This window comes from Ruegeria sp. HKCCD6428 (assembly GCF_013110595.1).
Taxonomy (GTDB): domain Bacteria; phylum Pseudomonadota; class Alphaproteobacteria; order Rhodobacterales; family Rhodobacteraceae; genus Ruegeria.
On sequence record NZ_WVQX01000002.1, the window covers coordinates 265,571 to 284,287 of the forward strand.

An 18,717-nucleotide genomic window follows, 5' to 3' on the forward strand; every position below is an offset into this window, starting at 1 on the left:
CACATCCAGAATGGTTTTCAGGGGGCCGGGTCAATGAATTGTCCTAGTCATCTTGGATTCAGAAACCAAATTCCGTTGCGCGGCTACCTACGGGTGGCCGATTGACGGTTTGTTGGGGTTATCTTTCCATTCTTTGATCTTGAGAGCTCTTCCTAAGCCTTTCGCCAACGCATCGAGGTACGGACCTGAAAACATAACTTGAACTTTCTGTTCTGTGTCCTGGTTGATACTTCCGCCTGTGTCGTCAACGAGCGGGTTCGTATCGGTAAGGCCGTTGTCTCAAGCCGCGCGGACAGACTGGAAATGCGCCTCGCCATCTAGGAAGAAGCCATCGCTGGCTTTTGTGAAGGAAACAGTTTTCCACTCATCTCGCCGGCCCCGGCGCCCTAATCCTTCATGGTCTCGAGCGGAGAAGAGTTTGTGATATACTTGATAACTTCGTTGCTGACAGTCGGCAATTTATTGGAGCTCCTCCCATGTTGCGCCGTGTCCAATGGTAAGAGGTTAGCAATGAGGTTGAATGAAGGTCGAAACTCCGGCGATCCCGTGAAAATAGCGTCACAATTCAACTCGTCTTTGATAGAGGCCGGTGTCCCACTCTGGCGCGCAAATATCCGTCATCCACGCCGTGGTTCGGGCAAATTCGCTCTTGTCGCTCCGGCGCTTCCAGCGGTTATTGAGCGTCTTGGGCGGACGGTATTACTCTCACGCTGGCAGTGGACCAGCATCGCGCGTGGCGAAAAAATTTGCAACGATCAGGGCAGACTGTTTTCGGAACTTGAATTTGGAGCCAATTTACCTTTCACATCGGGATGGGCGCCCAGCTCGCTCTCAGCGTCAGCAAGCGAAATTGCTTCATCTTCACCGGCAGCAAGGACGGCAGTTTCAGGCGTAACCACCCTTGCGGGAGCGCTGACTCTAAATGCAGTCTTCTCGCCCTCGGGAACTGCGGACTTAGTGAGAATTCGCCAAATCGTAAATAGTATCATCAGGCAATGCGCTGCGACGGTTGTAAGAAACAAACCCCGCGGCCCGAGTGCTGTCATGGCGAAACCAGCGATCAACGGCCCTACAATTGAACCTAAGCCGAAGACCATCAAAAGGCCGCCTGAGACTTGGATGGACGTTCCAGGTGGTGCATGGTCGTTCGCGTGCGCAACAATGATTGGATACATCGCAAAAATTGCAGCGCCGAACATCCCGACCAAAGCAAGGTTCATGACGCGCGACTCCGGCGCAAGAAGGACAAAAGCCAGATCCGAAGCAAGAGCTACGACCGCTGTAAAAAGTAAGACTTTACGCCGGTCCATTCGATCACTTGCAAATCCAATTGGAATTTGTGCAAAAGCTCCGGCCAAAACCGGAATACTCGCGAACAAAGCTATTGCAGTAAGTGATAGCCCAACGCGATCCGCATACACCGCAGCAAGAGTCCCAAATGCTGCATTTGAAATGCCAACAAGAAAGACCGCAGCGACCGCAACTGGTGAGTTTCGCCACAACGCCGGTAGATCGAGACGCACAGATGTCAGGGGTGCTGGCGATGCCGAGGTTGACAGGGCAGTTGGTATAAGCGCCAAACAATAGACCATCGCGCCTACGGCAAAGAAAATGAAACCCGATGCATCTCCCAGTGAGATAGCCATCTGACCGGCTGTCACCGCACCCAGGTTAACCATCGTGTAGACACCAAAGACTGTACCACGCGTATTGGGTTCAACCTTGTCGTTGAGCCAAGATTCGACGATCATTGCTGCGCCAGCAAAACAAAATCCTGATACTGCGCGCGACGGTATCCAAGCCCACGTTTCCACTACAACGGCCTGGAAAAGGATCGTTACGGCAGCGAGAGCACACATTACGCCGAAGGTTCGAATATGCCCTACTGCCCCAACAAGCCTTGGTGCAACAAGGCATCCTGCTACATAGCCAACTGCCCACCCCGTTCCTAAAAGGCCGAGAGAGCTGGCGGAAAAACCTTCGAAGGATCCACGAACGGGAAGTATCAGACCGTGGACACCACCTGCAAATAGAAGAAGCCCTGATCCAAGAAGTAGCGCTGATATCGGTAAGAGCTGTCGGAACATCGGCTCCAGCCTAATGTCAAATTGGGAAATGAGAAGCTATTTTGCTCGCAAACGCGATTTGGCGAAGGTGATCAAGGCTTTCTGTCCAGCAGTTTGGTCAACCTTTGGCAATCTGCTTTCGCTACAACCACTTCGAGAGTTTGAATACGACGTAAAGTGCAATTCCGATGGCAACCGACGCCAGTGTCAGCGCCCAAAACGCAAAGGGCGCACTCAAGCCGGGCATTCCGGCAATATTCACGCCAAACAGTCCAGTCAGAAATCCGAGTGGCAGAAAGATCGCGGCCACGACAGACAAGAGATAGCCGTTTCGAGCAAGCGCATTCGCGTGTTCGGCGTCCATTTGCTCCTGAAGGGCTGTCAAGCGGTCCCGGCTTGCATCCAGTTCCTCAAGCGTACGGCGAGTGCGGTTCGCAGTTTCATTGACCAATACGGATGCGTCGCTGTGAATTACGCTACTTTTCAATGAGGACAAAGCATCGAGCGCATCGCGTTGCGGGCTGATATAGCGCCGAAGTTTGATCACCGTTTGCCGCAATCGCGCAATGCTCTCTGGTTTGATTTCATTTCCTGAAAGCCCAACCTCTTCGAGAGAGTCTGTCTCGTCTTCAAGTTCAAGGGAAACAGCCTCAATCCGCTTTGTGAGCCCCGAAGCAAGTTCTGCCAAAAATGCACCAACACTTTCCGGCCCCGTACCGCTTTCGGCTTTTAGGCGAAGACTATCTGCTACCCAGACTTTGCGCACACGGGCAGATACGATGGTTCTTTCCGTGGCCCAGAGCCTTAGAGAAACCATATCCTCCGGAGACGCGTCAGGGTTCAGGTTAACGCCGCGCAGGTTCAGGATGATGCCATCCTCGTGCAGATCACATCGTGGTCGCGTTTCGGATTGAAGCAATGCTTGCGCGGCTATGTTTGGCAGTTGTTCGGATACCCATTGCCTTAAGCCGCTGTCGGCGAGGTCGAAATGAATCCAGCGGTAACCGTTTTGCTGCCTTGCAAAGGGTTCTAGCCACTCTGAAGAGACGGGGACTGCTTGGCCAGCTACTATATCAAACGCGCAGATGGGAGAGACTGTTTGGGTGTTCATTGGCAATCCTTCTTTATGTGGGTTGGAAAGTTAAGACCACTGATGCTGGCCGCAACACGGATTGCCTTTTAAGAGTGTGCAGCTTTACTCCTATGCAATACCTTTCCGCACTAGGGTCTGGGCAATCAATCCAGACCATCCCGGCTTCGCCGCGCAGAAATGTGGCAAGGGTCATGCTGTTGCTGCGCATCTAAATGATTGGCTTTGTGGTAGGAAAGGCAAAGCGCAATGGCGACCTCGATACTCTCGCCGGTCTCATAGTCAAAACAGTGTTCCGGTCCGCAGAGTTCCAGAATCTCCCCGAGTTGGATCAGTTTCGATACTGTGGCGCCGCAGTGATCACAGAACCCGTTTGCAAGAGCAGCCTTGAGTTCAAGTAGTTCCACAGTTTTTTGAAAGTTGCACTTTCACTTACTTACATGCTTCCAAAACCCCACTCAACGCAATCAGCGATATCTCGGCGATGTCAGACTTCAAGGCTCGGCGATGAGATTAAGGGGGCTTGTGGTCTGGGTTCAGCCCTTCCTTTGAGCTGAGATTTTGGTTTCGGAATTAATCTAACTCGTATTCAACAAACGGAGGCCGCGAGGCTGCGAAGCTGTTTTGCGGCTTGGCCCGGCAACCCATCAACGTCGCTCTCATCAAACACCGCATAGGCTGCGTATGCGAAGCGCGGCGCAGCCTCTATCAATGCGAGCCAGCCTTCTTCAAGCTCTGGCATAATCACACGCTTGGGAAAGTACCCGGCTGCAGGAACTGACTTCAGATACTGAAGGCCCAGGGTTCCGATGCCAAGCTGAAGGCGCGGCGTGTCAAGCTCCGGAAAGTTCAACAAATGGTCTGCTCGGAACTCAGGGCCCCAATCAATAAAGACATAGTTGACGCTGTGAACGGTTGGAAGGGCCAACGGGCCGCTGGTGACAAGAACAAACTCATCTTCAAAGAGTTGTAATGCAGAGAGGCTCGACACGCTTCGCGGCCGATAAATGATTGCAAGGTCCAGTTTTCCTTCTTCAATCTCGCGCGTCAGTGTTTCGGAAGTAGCGGCTGATGCTCTGATTGCAACATCGGGTAGCGATGTCATTAGATCTGGCAAGGCATTTATGAGATATCCGTCCCAAAGGCTTGGCGCCGCACCGATTTCCAACGCTGCTGCCATGGTGGCGGGAAGACCAGCGTCCAGCTTTGCCTGTGTCCAGGTGCGCACCAGAACCTGAGCGTGTTTCAGGAAATGCCGCCCTGCAATGGTCAGTGTTGCGCCTGACTTACCACGTTTGAACACCGGCTGACCAAGCTGTTGCTCAAGCGTTCGAATTCGCATGCTGACTGTTGATTGCGTGACATGAACTTTGTTCGCAGCATCGAAAAAGGTGCCCGTTTCAACAACCGCGAGGAAAGTTCGAGCAAGTTCAATATCCATAGCCAACCTATTTGAATATCCGATATTATCGGCGAGAAAAATTCGTTATTCAACAAGATACGTGTGTGCCATACTCTCTATGTAGCGCGAAAGTGCCCCCACCAGATCGGAACGCCAATCAACAATTCTCGTTTGTAGTGGAGATCCCGAGCTGAGGAACCGTTGCAATCTGAATCCTGTGAATTTGCCACCCACACCGGAGCGCTGCACCAACCCCACAATGGGCAAGAAGCCCATTTTCTCATGGAGAAAACAAAATGAGTCGAGTTTCTGTTGTTGCTCTTCTCTCTTCGCTGTTTGCTGTTCCGGCATTCGCTATGCCCGCTGATCTTGACATGGACGGTGATGGCCTGGCGTCTCTGGCAGAGCTTCAGACCAAGTATCCTGAAGTCTCGGATGATCTCTTCCTGGAGATCGATGCGAATGCAGATGGTTTCATAAATGACGACGAATTGGTTGCCGCCGTTGACGCAGAACTTCTCCCTGGTCCCACAGGTGATCAGTAAGCAAAGGTTGTCACGGCTATGAGGAAGCCAATCCCGCCCCACAAATGGCTGCTTGCCGCGATGGGTATTTGGTTGGTTTTGTCCCCCTTTGTCCTGTTTCGGGAGGAAACACTGTTGCAGGGCATGGCTGAACTTGAAGCAATCGCCTTCATGGCAACTGGCATTGTTGTTCTGGTCATGTCCGGCGCTGACGGCCGGAGCCACCTTCTCGCACGGGTGGCTCCGGTTTCAGCTCTGGGGTTCCTATTGATCGCGGCTCCAACGTCGCTGAGCTTCACCGGCCATATTGTGGCGACGGCCAATGCATGGCTAACGGGATCAGCGCTGATCGCGCTCGTCGTATGGGAGGTAATGGCGAGCCGCGGATTGCGTGCAATCTCGTAACCTGGCGCGGGGCGGGCAACTGCCCCGCGTTTTTACATTCAGACTATCTAAATGATCTCGTCTTCATCGAACATTGGATCGCCGTCGAGCTGATTGGCGATCATGTCGATCCGCATTTCAACATCCGCGCTCGTCGTTTTGGCGATATGAAACAAGGCGTCGCCCTCGTGCACAAATGGCAAATTAGTGCGTCCTACAATGATGCCGTCCGCTTCTCCAAGAACGTCCATTCTGATTTCCCCAAACGGGTCCGAAATCCGGCCGAGCAAGTCGCCGACCTCTACATATTCGCCCGCCGCCTTGAATGTTCTTAGCAATCCACCGGCCGGAGCGCGTACCCAGGAACTCATTCTTGCATGAACGGGCGCCTCACGCACAGACGCGATCCCGCGCTTGGCAACCATGCCCATCGCGTTCATTACCCGAAGAATACCGGCGAGCCCCGCCCGCGCCGAAAGCTCGTCAAAACGAAGCCCTTCGCCACCTTCAAACAGCAATACATCGACGCCGCGCTCTTGGGCTGCCTTTCGCAGCGACCCGTCGCGCAGCTTTGAAATCATGACGACCGGTGCACCGAACGCATCGGCGTATCTGATCGTTGCATCCGAGGCCGGAGAAACTCGTATTTGAGGCAGGTTGGTGCGATGAATAGCGGCAGAATGAAGATCGATACCGAGATCGGAACGCTCAACAATTTCGGTCATGAAGATATGTGCGAGGCGGCCCGCCAATGATCCGCCCTCGCTACCGGGAAAAGACCGGTTCAGGTCGCGCCTGTCCGGAAGGTATCTCGATTGGGTCATGAAGCCGAACGCGTTCACTATAGGCACAACCAGCAACGTGCCCGCGATCTTGTCGAGTTGAGGGGCCCGTAGCAATCGCCGTGCGATTTCGACGCCAATCACTTCATCGCCATGAATCGCCGCGCTGACAAACAGGACCGGCCCTGGGCGGCGGCCATGAACCACATGCACTGACATGCTGACCGGCGTATGATCGGACATCACGCTCACCGGCAGGTCCAGCGTAGTCCGCGTGCCTGCCGGGACGGTGAAACCGCCGATTTCAAATGGCTCGCGCATGGCTGTTATCCGCGCCCTCTGGTCTTAGTGTTTCCCTTGGCGGCGTTCTTTTCCAGAAACTCGATGATCTTGCCTGCAACATCAATGCCAGTTGCCTTTTCCACCCCTTCAAGTCCGGGTGAGGAATTCACCTCCATGACAACCGCCCCATGATTGGCGCGTAGCATATCTACGCCACAGACATTCAGCCCCATCGTCTTAGCTGCACGCACAGCGACAGAGCGTTCCTCGGGTGAGATCTTGATAGGCTGGGCGCTCCCGCCCCGGTGCAGGTTGGATCGGAACTCTCCTTCGGCCCCCTTCCGCTGCATCGCCGCGATAACGCGGCTACCAACCACAAGCGCACGAATATCTGTACCGCCCGCTTCCTTGATGAACTCCTGTACCATGATGTTAACTTTCGCGCCGCGAAATGCCTCGACCACGGATTTTGCCGAGCGGTTTGAGTCGGCAAGAACCACCCCGATGCCCTGCGTACCTTCCAGAAGCTTGACCACCAGAGGAGCGTCCCCCGCGAGTTTGAGAACTTCGTCGGTTTGCTTTGGATCATGAGCGAACGTGGTGACAGGCAGGCCAATGCCGTCCCGCGCCATGAGTTGCATGGAGCGCAGCTTGTCGCGCGATCTGCCGATCGCCACTGACTCGTTAAGTGGAAAGACCCCCATGATCTCGAACTGTCGCAGCACGGCCAATCCATAGAATGTGACCGATGCTCCGATCCGGGGGATCACCGCGTCATAACGCCCAAGCTTCTTTCCGTCATAGTAGACCTCTGGTCGGCGTGAAGCGATGTTCATGTAGCAACGCAACGTGTTCACGATATCAAGCTCGTGGCCGCGCTGCTCGGCGGCTTCTTTCAGACGACGGTGGGAGTAAAGCTCTGGATTGCGGGCAAGCATGACAAATTTCATTGGCGTTGTCCTTCCGGGTCCTTGCTTCTGGCTTTCTTTTTGATCTCCGTTGGAACTTTCCCGGAACCCAGCAGATAGGAGTGACCCGGGTCGACAAGGATACCGCGCCTGCGAATGGCTGTGCGGCCGAGAATCAAGTCAAATTCCATCTTCGCGCGGTTGGCCAGAGAGACGTCGATCTGCCATCGATGCCGTCCGAGCAAAAGCTGCGTTCTCACGATCAATCGACGTTCGGGGACACCACCTGTGTTCTTGATTTCGCGCTCGTCGACAACCCTGGTTCGAACCCGGTTTGGTGAACGGCGGTTTTGGACTGGTATCATGAACTCGACCCATCGCTCGCCGTCAATTTCAAACACTGTCTGGTCCACAGCATGGAGTGCTGCGGTTCTTGCACCGGTGTCTATCTTGGCCGGGATACTCTCTATTCCGAATTCGGGCAGGCTTATGCGTTCACGCCAACCTATGATTTCCGGGTTTGAGACACGCTTCACCATAGCATTTACTCTAAGCAATCATCGTTGGCACGTCTGTAGTTCACAAACGAATTGGCGCTCATCACGACATAGAACGTATCCATGTCGATTAACACGTACCCAAGTTCAAAAAGTGCAACCGACAGTGCACGGATGTCTGTTTCGTATAAACGTCTACGCCCTGCGATCCGACGGACGAGCTTGTCCGGGATTCGATAGCGTCCATTTGGCTTACCGCCAAAGTCCTGATCGTAAAGTTCGGCCAGGCGTACGGCGGTCATAGATGTCCAGTCACTTTCAAGCATGACTTTTACCTATATTGACAAAAATAATTTGTCTATAGACAAAAATATTCTGCTATAGGGCTTTCACTGAACAGAATCTCCACCAATGAAACGAAGATGAGAGACATCGATACTATCCCGAAGGAACTGGAAGCGCAGTTGCAGCAAGCCCTGGCAGAGCGTGACGGGGCTGAGCTCGCAAAACTGCTTGATCCGCTTCCGTTGAGCGATGCCCTGCGTGAACTGCTCAATCTGCCAGTAGAGCAGCGGAGTGCCGCACTATCTTTGCTGCCACCGGAACTGGCTGCCGAACTTGTCGAAGAGGCTCCGAACGCGATGGCGGTCGACCTTGTCGAGCGCATGGAGTCTGAGCAGGCCGCAGAGGTCATCGAAGAGCTGGATTCCGATGTTCAGGCTGATGTCATAGGAGAGCTTGAAGACGCAGATGCGGAAGCGATCCTTACCCGGATGGATCCTGAGGACGCCGCAGATGTTCGTCGGCTGGTGGAATATGAGGATGATGTTGCAGGAGGCCTCATGGTTGCCGAAGCCTTCACGTTTTCCGAGACCGATACAGTGGGAAGAGTGCTCAGGCGCTTCGCCAATGAAGAGTATGACCTTGAACGCTATCGGGGTCAGCATCCCTATGTGCTGGATTCAAATGGTGCCCCAATTGGAGTGGTCTCATTACGCAGTCTTGTGTCCACTCGTCGAAGCGCGCGTTTGACCGATATCATGGCGCCTCCAATTGCCGTCCCGGCCAACATGCCGCTGGAGAAATTAGAAGACTTGTTCGATGAACACCCGTTTCTTGGATTACCGGTCGTGGAGGCGGACGGGCATCTGGTGGGCGTCGTCTCGCGGTCTGCCGTCGATGAAGCCCTTCTGGAACGTGCGGAATCGGCCAGCCTGAAACGCCAGGGTGTCTTCGGTGATGAACTTCGGTCGATGCCGCTGCCACTTAGGGCGCGGCGGCGGCTTCAATGGCTGTCGGCCAATATCGTCCTCAACGTCATAGCAGCCAGTGTCATAGCCGCCTATGAAGAAACGCTTGCCGCGGTAATCGCGCTTGCAGTGTTCCTGCCGATGGTGTCCGACATGAGCGGCTGCTCGGGCAATCAGGCCGTCGCCGTCAGCATGCGCGAGTTGTCCCTCGGCCTTGTCCGGCCCATCGACGCCATGCGTGTCTGGTTCAAAGAAGTGTCGGTCGGGGTGATCAACGGGTTCGTTCTGGGGCTTCTGATCGGCGTCGTTGCCTGGATGTGGAAAGGCAATCCGTTTCTGGGGCTGGTGATTGGTGGAGCACTTGGGCTCAACACCGTCGTCGCCGTGTCCATTGGCGGTGTTCTACCATTGCTGTTGAAGCGCATCGGTCAGGACCCCGCCGTCGCCAGCGGCCCGTTATTGACGACTATAACCGACATGGCGGGGTTCTTCCTCGTATTGAGCCTTGCAACCGCAATGATGCCACTTCTGGTTTGACGCTTTCCCGCACCCGAACCATCAGTTCGGCCGGGTGCCTTCTCATGAGGAATAAAGAATGACGATCTCAAGCATTGTCGACACACCGAATCTGAAAAGACGCCCGTTCTGCGACGCAGACACAACCGTGTTCGAAGCGGCGGTGACCATTGCGCTATTGGAGGTGAATGCGCTTGCGGTCCTTGAGGATGGGAAGTTGGTCGGGATCATCACGGATCACGACGTGCTGCTGTGCCTCGCGGATTCAGGCTCGGCCTTCTACGAACAAACAGTGGATGACTGGATGACAGAGAAACCAATTACATGTGCAACTGGCTCGAAGCTTTCAACCGCTCTCAATCTGATGGCGAAACACGACATTCGAAACTTAGTCGTCACCCAACGCGGCGAGCCTTATTCCGTCGTGAGCAGCAAAGAGATACTGGCAAGGATTCATGAGGAAGACGAATTGGAACTGAAAGTATTGCGCGACAGAGAACGCAATAAACCCGGTCGATTTGTTGTTTGAGACGTAATGGCAATTGCAAAAATGAGCAAAACCAGAAGGGCCGCCGATACGACAGGTAAGCTGTATGCGCAGGCTGCAGCGCTGCCTTTGAGACTGTCAAACGCTTCTAAGGTAGAGGTGTTGATGGTGACGTCCCGAGATACAGGACGTTGGGTTCCACCAAAGGGTTGGACGAACAAGAGAAAAAGTCCTTGGTCATCCGCGAAGATCGAAGCCTGGGAGGAAGCAGGCGCAATAGGCGCTATTTCCAAAACACCGCTCGGGACATACGACTACAACAAAATCCTCAATGACGGCACCGCAATAACTTGCCGCGTGACACTCTACCCGATGGTTGTGCAGAAACTCAGCAAGAAGTGGAAGGAAAAACACGAGCGAACAAGGTGCTGGTTTTCACCCGAGCAAGCGGCAAGGAGAGTGTGTGAACCGGAGTTGGGAGCAATGATTTCAAGCATTGAGGCTCGGCCAGACTGGTTGCGAAAAATGTTGAAGAAATACGCCAGTGTCTAGTGTGCACATATCTGCTCGCCCCGGAACTGTTACACCGTTTTGGACCAATCTGGAAAAGACTGACAATTGTATCATCGAAATGCCGGGCAATGGGGCCAGACGGTCAACCCTTTTAGTGCACCACGACGATAAATTGGGTCAACGAAAAGAAGAAGCGTCCGACTTTTGCAAGGCTATGCTGTTCGTCAAACCACGATTGCGCAACAGCGGGTTCAACATGGTCATTTGCGACAGCGTATTGCTTCATGAGGTGCATCATCATGATTGCGAGGCCATCAGGCTTTAGCTGGTGATCTGTCATTGTGAACGACAAGACATCTTCCACAAAGTTGCCGCGAGCCTTTAACAGTGCGGGCAGTCTTTCCGGGAGGGAACCACTCACAAAGTGTTGGTTCCAAGAAGTTAGCATTTTTTGCATTCTGTCAGGCTCGCCGCTGAACCAGATTAAGCTACCAAAGTGGAGATCACTGATGACAAGGCGCCCGCCGGGTTTGACGCACCGCAGCGTGTCATCCAGTGCACCGTCTATATCGTCGATGTACTCAAAGACCTGTACCGAGCCGGCCTTGTCAGCACTCTCATCCTCAATGGGCAAGCTATTTGCAGCACCAGCACGAAACTCCACGTTTGCGTAGTCGCTGCATCGTTCTCTCGCGGCTGCTGTCATATCCTCGCTTGGGTCGATTCCGATGACATAGCCATCCGAGCCGACTGCGCGGGCCAACTCCGCTGTTAACATCCCGTTGCCACAACCGATGTCCAAAATAGTTTCACCGGGAGCCGGGCACAGCGCATCAAATGAAGCTTGTCTTCGCCGCGTCAATTCAGCTCCTTGATAGGCGATTTCAAGTAATCTCGTTGTCTCCGCGTCAAACTTAAGCAACTCTCCCCCCTTACAAAGCCCACAAGTCTCCAAACCTTATCAGAAAATGGGCTATCTAAGAAAAGCAGACGGATCATTGAGGCTTGAACATGGATCTACCAAAATAACTGAAGGTGCCGACTGGTATCGACGAATGATTTAACCCCGAGAGCGAAGGACGCATCTGCCGTTTTATCGGACCAGCTTTTTGTCGTCGTTTGAAAGTTCGAACAACATCAATTCAAGGGATGTCGAGGCCGTTCTCGCGTCCAAAATCGGTATAGAAGCTGTCACTGCGGCATCGGTTTAAAGTGGCCTCGTCCGCATCTCTTGGATCGGCGCCAGGGCTTTGAACACCTGTTCCTTCTATGAAGCGGTTCACGAGATTAAAGACACCGCAGACCTGGATAGCATCAAACAATGCGCTCTCTGACCAGCCTGCCGCGTAGACTGCTTTCGCGTCGGCTTCTGTCATTCGTGATGGCGAGACGGTGAGCTTTTCAATGTAAGCCAGTAACGGTTTGAGATGATCCTCGACCGGTGCCGTATCGCGGTCTTCCATCAGTGCTTCGATTGTCTCGACTTCAATGCCGTAGGCTTTGGCGAAAACGATGTGCGCCCCATGGCAATACGCACAAGCATTCAAGCCAGAGACATAGGCTGCAATCAATTCACGTTCAGCAACCGAGAGGTCGCTTTCACCCCTCATCACCAGGCTTTCGTATGCACAAAGCGGAGAAAGTTTGTCTGGAAAGGCTTGATAGACACTTCCGAGTGTCGCGTCCTCCGGCAGAGATGGAAAAAGACGTTTCATTCAGTTTTCTTTCAATCTTGCTATGGATAGCTTTGCCTCAAAGTGAGGAAGCAACGATGTGTACGCTACCTTAAAGCAATTCCGGGTTCCGCACAGAGATTCTGCTGGAATACTGCCAACGGCAGGTTTGCCTGACGACACCCCAGGGGCTCTGTCGCAAACTTTGAGCGAACCTGTTAGGCCGACGGAAGTTTTGGTAGACGCGTGCTCAAAACAGACAGGGGCAGGTCGTGACAATCTCATTCAAAGGCGCTCACTTCCCAAGGGACGTGATACTACACGCAGTGTTCTTCTATCTTCGTTATTCTGTATCCTACCGGGATCTGGAAGAAATTCTGGCTGAGCGAAGCACTTCGGTTGATCACGCGACACTGAACCGTTGGATCGTTAAATACGCCCCTCTGGTCGCCGACCGGGCGCGTCGTAAGAAGCAATGCTGCGATCGATCCTGGCGAATGGACGAAACATACGTGCGCGTCAAAGGTGAATGGGTCTACTTGTACCGCGCTGTCGACAAACACGGTAAGACCCTTGATTTCATGCTGTCAAAACGGCGGAACAAAGCTGCAGCGACTAAATTTTTCGCTCGTGCGCTCGAAGTAAACCGATTGCCCAGCAAGACTGTTATCGACAAAAGCGGCGCCAACACGGCCGGTATCAAAGCCGTCAACAAGATGTTGAAGGGCTTTGGTTGCCCGATCCCGATCCAGATGGTGAGACGGAAATTCCTAAACAACATAATTGAACAAGACCACCGATTTATTAAACGCCGGATCCGACCAATGCTCGGCTTCAAATCTTTTGAATCTGCTTCCGCTACGCTTGATGGGATTGAAGTTTCGCAGATGATCCGAAAGGGTCAGTTCGGACTCGGATTCTGTCCGTTCAAGCAGTTTGCGGAACTAGCCATCTAAAGACAGCAAATTTCAAGCGGCACTCAGACTTCAGAAAAAAGTGCGACAAAGCCCCTTCAGGCTTCTATCATTATTAGAAACTAGATATTTTGAGCCAAGCGAGAAGTCGATCGGTGAAGATGACAAATCAGAGATTCTCACCGCAAACTTGTTGCTCCCGTAGCTGCGACACACCCTAGGTTACTCAAAGTAGCCTGGGTGCGTCTTGTGAATGAACTCGATGGTTTCGTCGAGGCGGGACAGGTGTTTTCTAACAGCGGCTTGTGCTTGGTCATGGTCTCCTGCCGCCATGGCCTGTGCAATCTCTCGGTGATCGGCGAGGATGGCGTCTGCGGCACTGCCCTTTTCAAGACTGAGCATACAAAGCCGGTCAACCTTTTGCTTGGATTCTAGCATTACTTCAAATGCCATCGGATTGCCGCTGAGCACGTAGATCAGTTTGTGAAAATCATAGTCCAGAGAGTGAAACGCCGATAGATCACCATCACTGATTGCCTGCTCTTGTAAGGCGAGATTCTCTGCAAGTTTTGCTTCACGTGTTGCGTCCCAAACTTCCATTGCCCGATGGACGATCTCTAGCTCTACCGCCATTCTAACCAACCGCGCGAGAGCCACACGCTCCATAGAAAATCCTCGAACTACGGTCGCCTTTTGTGGTCGTATTAAGAGCAGATCTTCGTTGCCGAGCCTTGTGAATGCGTTGCGAACAGGTTGGCGTGATACGCCGAATCGGCTGGCTACCTCTGTTTCGGATAGCTTTGTACCGGGAAGAATTTTTAGCGAAACGATCTCGTCGTGTAGCGCTTCATAGACCGCATCGGTTGTGGTTCGTCTGACAATTTCTTCCACGGTATGTTGCTTGCGCCCTCTGTCTTAGTCACGTTTCAAATTACAGATTCACTGTTATAACATTGAAATAAAAAGAATATTCTATTTCACTTTGCTTGAGTGAACCAATATATGCCCGTCACCTATCAAATGCCCTGCGCTTTCGACTGTCAAGCAATCTGACATACTAGATGCCTACTGTTGACATAACTTGGATACTAGTGTCCCTTTAAGGACAGCAGCGATTCTGGTTCTTGGGGGAAATCGAAAGCTACGTGGCTTACGATCTCTGAAATTCCATGAAAGCCAAATCCTGTCCAAAATTAACCGGGGAGGAGAACCCATGACTTTCACGAAATCGTTCTTTGCAACTGCGACCGCTGTGGCATTCATTGCAACGTCAGCTTCAGCCGAAAACTGGCGGGCCTGGAATATCCACAACGACGGCCATCCCAACACGGCTGCAATGGACAAGTTCGCCGAACTGGTTAACGCTGCTACAGAAGGCGAAGTTACCGTCGATGTGTTCCACGGAGGTGTTCTTGGCTCCCAACCGGATGCCCTAGAACAAGTTCGTATCGGGGCAATCGAGGTTGGTAACTTCAACCTCGGTCCCATTGGCCCAATGGTGAAAGAAGCTAACCTTGTATCGCTTCCTTTCATCTTCAAAGATGTGCCGCACATGTTCCGCGTGCTGGACGGCGACGCCGGTGAGGTTGTCTCATCTGCGATGGGTGAAGCAGGCATTCTGCCACTGGCATGGTTTGATGCCGGTGCGCGTTCTTTCTACAGTCAAAAGCCGATCAACACGCCCGCAGATGTCGAAGGTCTGAAAATCCGCGTGATGAACAACGATCTTTATACATCTATGATTTCAGCTATGGGCGGTAACCCGTCGCCAATGGCCTTCTCCGAAGTTCAGCAAGCGCTGAAAACCGGCGTTGTTGATGGTGCGGAGAACAACTTCCCGTCGTTCAAGAATGTCGGTCACTATGAAGTGACCACAAATTATTCTTTGTCCGAGCACCTGATTATCCCCGAGTGCATCTGCGTGAACACGGCCAAATTCAATGCCCTGTCTCCTGCATTGCAAACCGCTGTGCGCGGTGCAGCAGAAGAAGCCGCATTGGTCCAGCGTGAGCTTTGGGCAATTGGCTCTGAACAAGCGCGTAAAGATGTTGAAGCGGCCGGCATCACCGTCAATGAAATCGCCGACAAAGGCCCATTCCAGTCTGCAATGGAATCGGTTTATGCAGACTACTTGGCTGCAAATCCTGACATGAAAGCGTTGGTAGAAATGGCGCAAGCCACTGAATAAGTTGTCTTAACAGTTCAACTTTGAGCGCCCGGCTCCGCCAATTGGATGCCGGGCGGTTTGTCTCAGAGGAAATCCAATGCAAGAGCCCGATACCCCCCCTGCCGCCATGCGCAACATGGACAGGATTCTTGATCTACTCGCACGAGTTTGCATGTTGCTGTCTGGCGTCGCCATTGTCGTTATGACAGCGATCTTTGCCTGGCTGGTGTTCGGGCGCTACGTTCTGAACAACACACCCACTTGGGTCGAGCAGGTTTCACTGCTTTTGGTCATGGTCATCGCGTTTCTCGGTGCGGCTGCGGGTGTGCACAATCACACGCACCTCTCTGTTGTCGTGTTCCGCAATATAGTCCCACCCTCTGTGCGAACGGGTTTCGTCGTGCTCACTGATGTCCTGATGGCAGGTTTCGGTGGCTTGATGTTTTGGTACGGGATCGAGCTGACAATATTCAAATGGAACACCCTGATCCCGCTCATCCAATGGTCAGAAGGCTTGCGATCCTTGCCTCTGACAATCAGCGGCGCTTTAGTGTTTCTTTTTTCCACTGGCCATTTGATCCGCCTGTTTCTGGGCCGAGACGAACGCCAAGACAACATAGATCAGGGATAGTCATGGGACTCATGATTCTGTTGGGGGTTTTTGCCCTATGTGTCATCATAGGCGCGCCAGTGGCATACGCCCTTGGTATTGCTGCATTGGCTTCCTTTTGGATTGAAGGATTGCCGCTGTTTGTTGGATTCCAGCGTATCGTGTCGGGGATCAACGTCTTTTCCCTAATGGCGATCCCGTTCTTCATCTTTGCGGGCGAGCTTATGTTTCACGGTGGTATCGCGATCCGGTTGGTTCGGTTTGCGCAGGCCGCCGTAGGCGCTGTGCGCGGTGGACTTGGCATCGTCAATGTCTTCTCGTCCATGTTGTTTGGTGGCATTTCCGGATCGGCAATTGCCGATATCTCGGCGCTTGGGTCGATCCTGATCCCGGTGATGAAAGACAAAGGTTATGATGCCGACTATGCGGTGAACGTCACAGTGACGTCATCAATTGCCGGGATCATCATTCCGCCCAGCCACAACATGATCATCTTTGCCCTTGCAACGGGCGGTGCGGTTTCTATCTCAAAACTGTTTCTGGCTGGCGTTGTGCCCGGCGTCCTTATGTGTTGCTGCCTTGCAATTGCAGCATACGTCGTAGCGGTCAAGCGCGGCTATCAGGCCGAGCAGTTTCCAGGTTGGACCGCACTTGCCATTGCTTTTGTGGGATCTATCCCTGGCTTGTTGACGGCCGTGATCATTGTCGGAGGGGTCTTGTCAGGCGTCTTTACGGTGACTGAATCCGGCGCGTTCGGGGCAATGTATGCCTTTGTGGTGACGCTTGTAGTCTATCGCAGCCTGTCCTGGGAAAACTTCAAAACCGCCGTTATCTCTTCGGTGCGCACAACGTCTATGGTGATGATCCTGATCGCCTGCGCCGGTGCCTTTGCCTATATGCTGACGTTCAACCGGGTGCCGACAAAAACAGTCGAATTCCTGTTGGGTATCACAGAAAACCCGATCCTGATCTTGTTGATGATCAACGCTGTGCTGTTGCTCTTGGGGATGATCATGGACATGGCCGCGTTGATCCTGATCTGCACGCCGATTTTCCTGCCGGTGATGAACATGCTGGGTATCGACCCGCTGCAGTTCGGTATGATCCTTTTGGTGAACCTCGGTCTTGGTCTTTGCACGCCACCTGTCGGGACCTGTCTCTTTGTGGGGTGTGCTGTAGGAAAACTACCGATGGAGAAAGCGGTCAAAACTATTTGGCCTTTCTACCTCGCCATCTTTGCCGCGCTCATGCTGATCACTTTTGTACCGGCAATATCGCTGACGCTGCCGAACCTGATCATTGGCCCCTAAATCAAAGGAGAATGTGGTGATGCTGACAATAAGACGCCTGGACATCGATGACGCGGGCAAGTTGATCGCAGGAGCGCGAGCCAAAGCGCAGGAAATCGGCGTGCCAATGTGTATTGCCGTCACCGACGAAAGCGGCAACCTCATCGCGTTTGAGCGGATGGACGGCGGCAAGATCACCAGCATCAACCTAGCCATCGACAAGAGCTTCACCGCGGCCGGCATCCAAAAAGGTACGGACGCTCTTGGTGAAGCTAATCAGCCGGGTATGGCCGCACATGGAATATCTTCATCGTTGGGGGGGCGCATGGTGACCGTTGCAGGTGGCCTCCCTGTGACGGTTGACGGACATGTTGTCGGAGGGATCGGAGTGAGCTCGGGCTCACCAGCGCAAGATCTCGAAGTCGCGCATGCAGCGGTCACAGCGCTCTGCGAAGTCTAGTTAGAAAGAGTTTAAGGAGTCAGATATGACAAAACCCGTCATCGGTTTCATCGGCCTCGGTCTCATGGGCGGCAACATGGCAGAATGCCTGCAAAACAACGGTTTCGATTTGGTTGTCATGGGCCGCAACAGGGAAGCGGTGGCCGCCACAGTCAACCGCGGCGCTGTGGAGGTTGCGACCCCACGAGAGCTTGCTGCGAACAGCGACATCGTGATGCTTTGTGTAACGACATCGGAAGTTGTCGAAAGCCTGATCTATGGCGATGACGGCATCCTGGCAGGCATAAAAAAAGGTGCTGTGGTCATTGACTTTGGGACTTCCATCCCAGCGTCCACACGAAAAATTGGCGCTGATTTGGCCGCCAAAGGTGCTGGTATGGTTGACGCACCGCTCGGACGCACGCCCATGCACGCCAAGGATGGTTTGCTGAATATCATGGCCGCGGGGGATATGGCCACCTTTGAGAAGGTGAAGCCTGTCCTGGATGTACTGGGGGAAAATGTCTTTCACCTCGGCGAACTGGGTGCGGGCCACGTGACCAAGCTCATCAACAACTTTATGGGAATGACGACGGCTTGCACCATGAGCCAAGCCTTTGCTGTGGCTGAACGCTCAGGGGTAAACAAGCAGCAGCTTTTTGACATCATGTCAGCTGGGCCGTCCAATTCCCCCTTTATGCAGTTTTGTAAGAACTACGCGGTGGATGGTGTCAGCGATTTGGGGTTTTCGATTAACAACGCCAACAAGGATCTTGGTTACTTCTTGAAGCTGGCCGAGGACGTGGGCACTCGTGCCGAGATCGCTGAAGGAACCGCGAACAACCTTCAGGCAGCTGCGGACGCAGGCATGGGCGACGGCAACGTACCGGAAATCTTCGACTATTTTGCCAAGCTTTAGCGTCA

Annotated in this window: 21 protein-coding genes; 11 read left to right on the plus strand and 10 right to left on the minus strand. The window is 53.2% G+C overall.

Translation table 11 applies throughout. The features are described 5' to 3' along the window. Positions 1–755: 755 nt before the first annotated feature. The 3 genes from GS620_RS06560 to GS620_RS06570 all read right to left on the minus strand — a co-directional run bounded on the left by GS620_RS06560 (position 756) and on the right by GS620_RS06570 (position 4,597). A complete protein-coding gene (locus tag GS620_RS06560; protein WP_171331127.1) occupies positions 756–2,087 on the minus strand; it encodes an MFS transporter in 1,332 nt (443 codons plus the stop codon). Between the two features lie 121 nt (positions 2,088–2,208). Then, entirely contained in the window at positions 2,209–3,177 is a 969-nt protein-coding gene (locus GS620_RS06565) for a zinc transporter ZntB (protein WP_171331129.1), read from the minus strand. A 568-nt stretch (positions 3,178–3,745) separates the two neighbouring features. After that, positions 3,746–4,597, minus strand: coding sequence for a LysR family transcriptional regulator (locus GS620_RS06570; protein WP_171331131.1), 852 nt, complete (start codon positions 4,595–4,597; stop codon positions 3,746–3,748). A gap of 257 nt (positions 4,598–4,854) precedes the next feature. Between GS620_RS06570 and GS620_RS06575 the strand changes: the two genes are divergently transcribed. Together GS620_RS06575 and GS620_RS06580 are read left to right on the plus strand one after the other, a co-directional pair. After that, positions 4,855–5,103 (plus strand): hypothetical protein, encoded by a 249-nt coding sequence (locus GS620_RS06575; RefSeq protein WP_171169366.1) that lies wholly within the window; start codon positions 4,855–4,857, stop codon positions 5,101–5,103. Positions 5,104–5,121: 18 nt separating this feature from the next. Next, the gene (locus GS620_RS06580; protein WP_171117731.1) at positions 5,122–5,487 is read left to right on the plus strand and encodes a hypothetical protein; all 366 of its coding nucleotides are present in this window, start codon (positions 5,122–5,124) and stop codon (positions 5,485–5,487) included. Positions 5,488–5,534: 47 nt separating this feature from the next. Here GS620_RS06580 and GS620_RS06585 read toward each other — a convergent pair whose 3' ends face one another. Genes GS620_RS06585 through GS620_RS06600 form a run of 4 tightly spaced genes read right to left on the minus strand, consistent with a single transcriptional unit; the run spans position 5,535 to position 8,261 of the window. After that, positions 5,535–6,569, minus strand: a complete 1,035-nt coding sequence (locus GS620_RS06585; RefSeq protein WP_171614779.1) for a succinylglutamate desuccinylase/aspartoacylase family protein — start codon at positions 6,567–6,569, stop codon at positions 5,535–5,537. A gap of 5 nt (positions 6,570–6,574) precedes the next feature. Then, entirely contained in the window at positions 6,575–7,480 is a 906-nt protein-coding gene (gene rimK, locus GS620_RS06590) for a 30S ribosomal protein S6--L-glutamate ligase (RefSeq protein ID WP_171614781.1), read from the minus strand. Beyond that, positions 7,477–7,977 (minus strand): RimK/LysX family protein, encoded by a 501-nt coding sequence (locus GS620_RS06595; protein ID WP_171614783.1) that lies wholly within the window; start codon positions 7,975–7,977, stop codon positions 7,477–7,479. Before GS620_RS06595 ends, rimK begins: the two co-directional genes overlap by 4 nt. A 5-nt stretch (positions 7,978–7,982) precedes the next feature. Next, positions 7,983–8,261 carry a hypothetical protein gene (locus GS620_RS06600; protein ID WP_171117739.1) on the minus strand — a complete coding sequence of 93 codons (279 nt, stop codon included), beginning with the start codon at positions 8,259–8,261 and terminating at the stop codon, positions 7,983–7,985. A gap of 96 nt (positions 8,262–8,357) precedes the next feature. Between GS620_RS06600 and mgtE the strand changes: the two genes are divergently transcribed. Genes mgtE through GS620_RS06615 form a run of 3 tightly spaced genes read left to right on the plus strand, consistent with a single transcriptional unit; the run spans position 8,358 to position 10,740 of the window. Beyond that, a complete protein-coding gene (gene mgtE, locus GS620_RS06605; RefSeq protein WP_171614785.1) occupies positions 8,358–9,722 on the plus strand; it encodes a magnesium transporter in 1,365 nt (454 codons plus the stop codon). A 58-nt stretch (positions 9,723–9,780) separates the two neighbouring features. Beyond that, positions 9,781–10,230, plus strand: a complete 450-nt coding sequence (locus GS620_RS06610; protein ID WP_171206975.1) for a CBS domain-containing protein — start codon at positions 9,781–9,783, stop codon at positions 10,228–10,230. Between the two features lie 6 nt (positions 10,231–10,236). Further along, positions 10,237–10,740: an NUDIX hydrolase gene (locus GS620_RS06615; protein ID WP_253283817.1), complete on the plus strand. Its 504-nt coding sequence runs from the start codon at positions 10,237–10,239 to the stop codon at positions 10,738–10,740. A gap of 112 nt (positions 10,741–10,852) precedes the next feature. Here the strand turns inward: GS620_RS06615 and GS620_RS06620 are convergent, their stop codons facing one another. Together GS620_RS06620 and GS620_RS06625 are read right to left on the minus strand one after the other, a co-directional pair. After that, complete coding sequence (locus GS620_RS06620) at positions 10,853–11,623, minus strand: methyltransferase domain-containing protein (RefSeq protein ID WP_171614787.1); 771 nt, start codon at positions 11,621–11,623, stop codon at positions 10,853–10,855. 220 nt (positions 11,624–11,843) lie between these two features. Next, positions 11,844–12,416 carry a carboxymuconolactone decarboxylase family protein gene (locus GS620_RS06625; protein ID WP_171364639.1) on the minus strand — a complete coding sequence of 191 codons (573 nt, stop codon included), beginning with the start codon at positions 12,414–12,416 and terminating at the stop codon, positions 11,844–11,846. A gap of 230 nt (positions 12,417–12,646) precedes the next feature. Between GS620_RS06625 and GS620_RS06630 the strand changes: the two genes are divergently transcribed. Further along, the gene (locus tag GS620_RS06630) at positions 12,647–13,330 is read left to right on the plus strand and encodes an IS6 family transposase (protein ID WP_171169382.1); all 684 of its coding nucleotides are present in this window, start codon (positions 12,647–12,649) and stop codon (positions 13,328–13,330) included. 180 nt (positions 13,331–13,510) lie between these two features. On the opposite strand, the gene GS620_RS22250 is transcribed toward GS620_RS06630, so the two are convergent. After that, on the minus strand, positions 13,511–14,179 hold the full coding sequence (locus GS620_RS22250) for a GntR family transcriptional regulator (protein WP_171169384.1): 669 nt from the start codon (positions 14,177–14,179) through the stop codon (positions 13,511–13,513). A gap of 322 nt (positions 14,180–14,501) precedes the next feature. On the opposite strand from GS620_RS22250, the gene GS620_RS06640 reads away from it, so the two are divergent. The 5 genes from GS620_RS06640 (at position 14,502) to GS620_RS06660 (ending at position 18,712) form a co-directional block, all read left to right on the plus strand. Then, positions 14,502–15,476: a TRAP transporter substrate-binding protein gene (locus GS620_RS06640; RefSeq protein WP_171117754.1), complete on the plus strand. Its 975-nt coding sequence runs from the start codon at positions 14,502–14,504 to the stop codon at positions 15,474–15,476. Positions 15,477–15,552: 76 nt separating this feature from the next. Continuing rightward, on the plus strand, positions 15,553–16,086 hold the full coding sequence (locus tag GS620_RS06645) for a TRAP transporter small permease (RefSeq protein WP_171117756.1): 534 nt from the start codon (positions 15,553–15,555) through the stop codon (positions 16,084–16,086). 2 nt (positions 16,087–16,088) lie between these two features. Then, positions 16,089–17,375: a TRAP transporter large permease gene (locus GS620_RS06650; RefSeq protein ID WP_171614789.1), complete on the plus strand. Its 1,287-nt coding sequence runs from the start codon at positions 16,089–16,091 to the stop codon at positions 17,373–17,375. Between the two features lie 19 nt (positions 17,376–17,394). After that, positions 17,395–17,814, plus strand: a complete 420-nt coding sequence (locus GS620_RS06655) for a heme-binding protein (RefSeq protein ID WP_171117758.1) — start codon at positions 17,395–17,397, stop codon at positions 17,812–17,814. Between the two features lie 25 nt (positions 17,815–17,839). Next, positions 17,840–18,712, plus strand: a complete 873-nt coding sequence (locus GS620_RS06660; RefSeq protein ID WP_171117760.1) for an NAD(P)-dependent oxidoreductase — start codon at positions 17,840–17,842, stop codon at positions 18,710–18,712. The last annotated feature ends 5 nt before the right edge of the window (positions 18,713–18,717 follow it).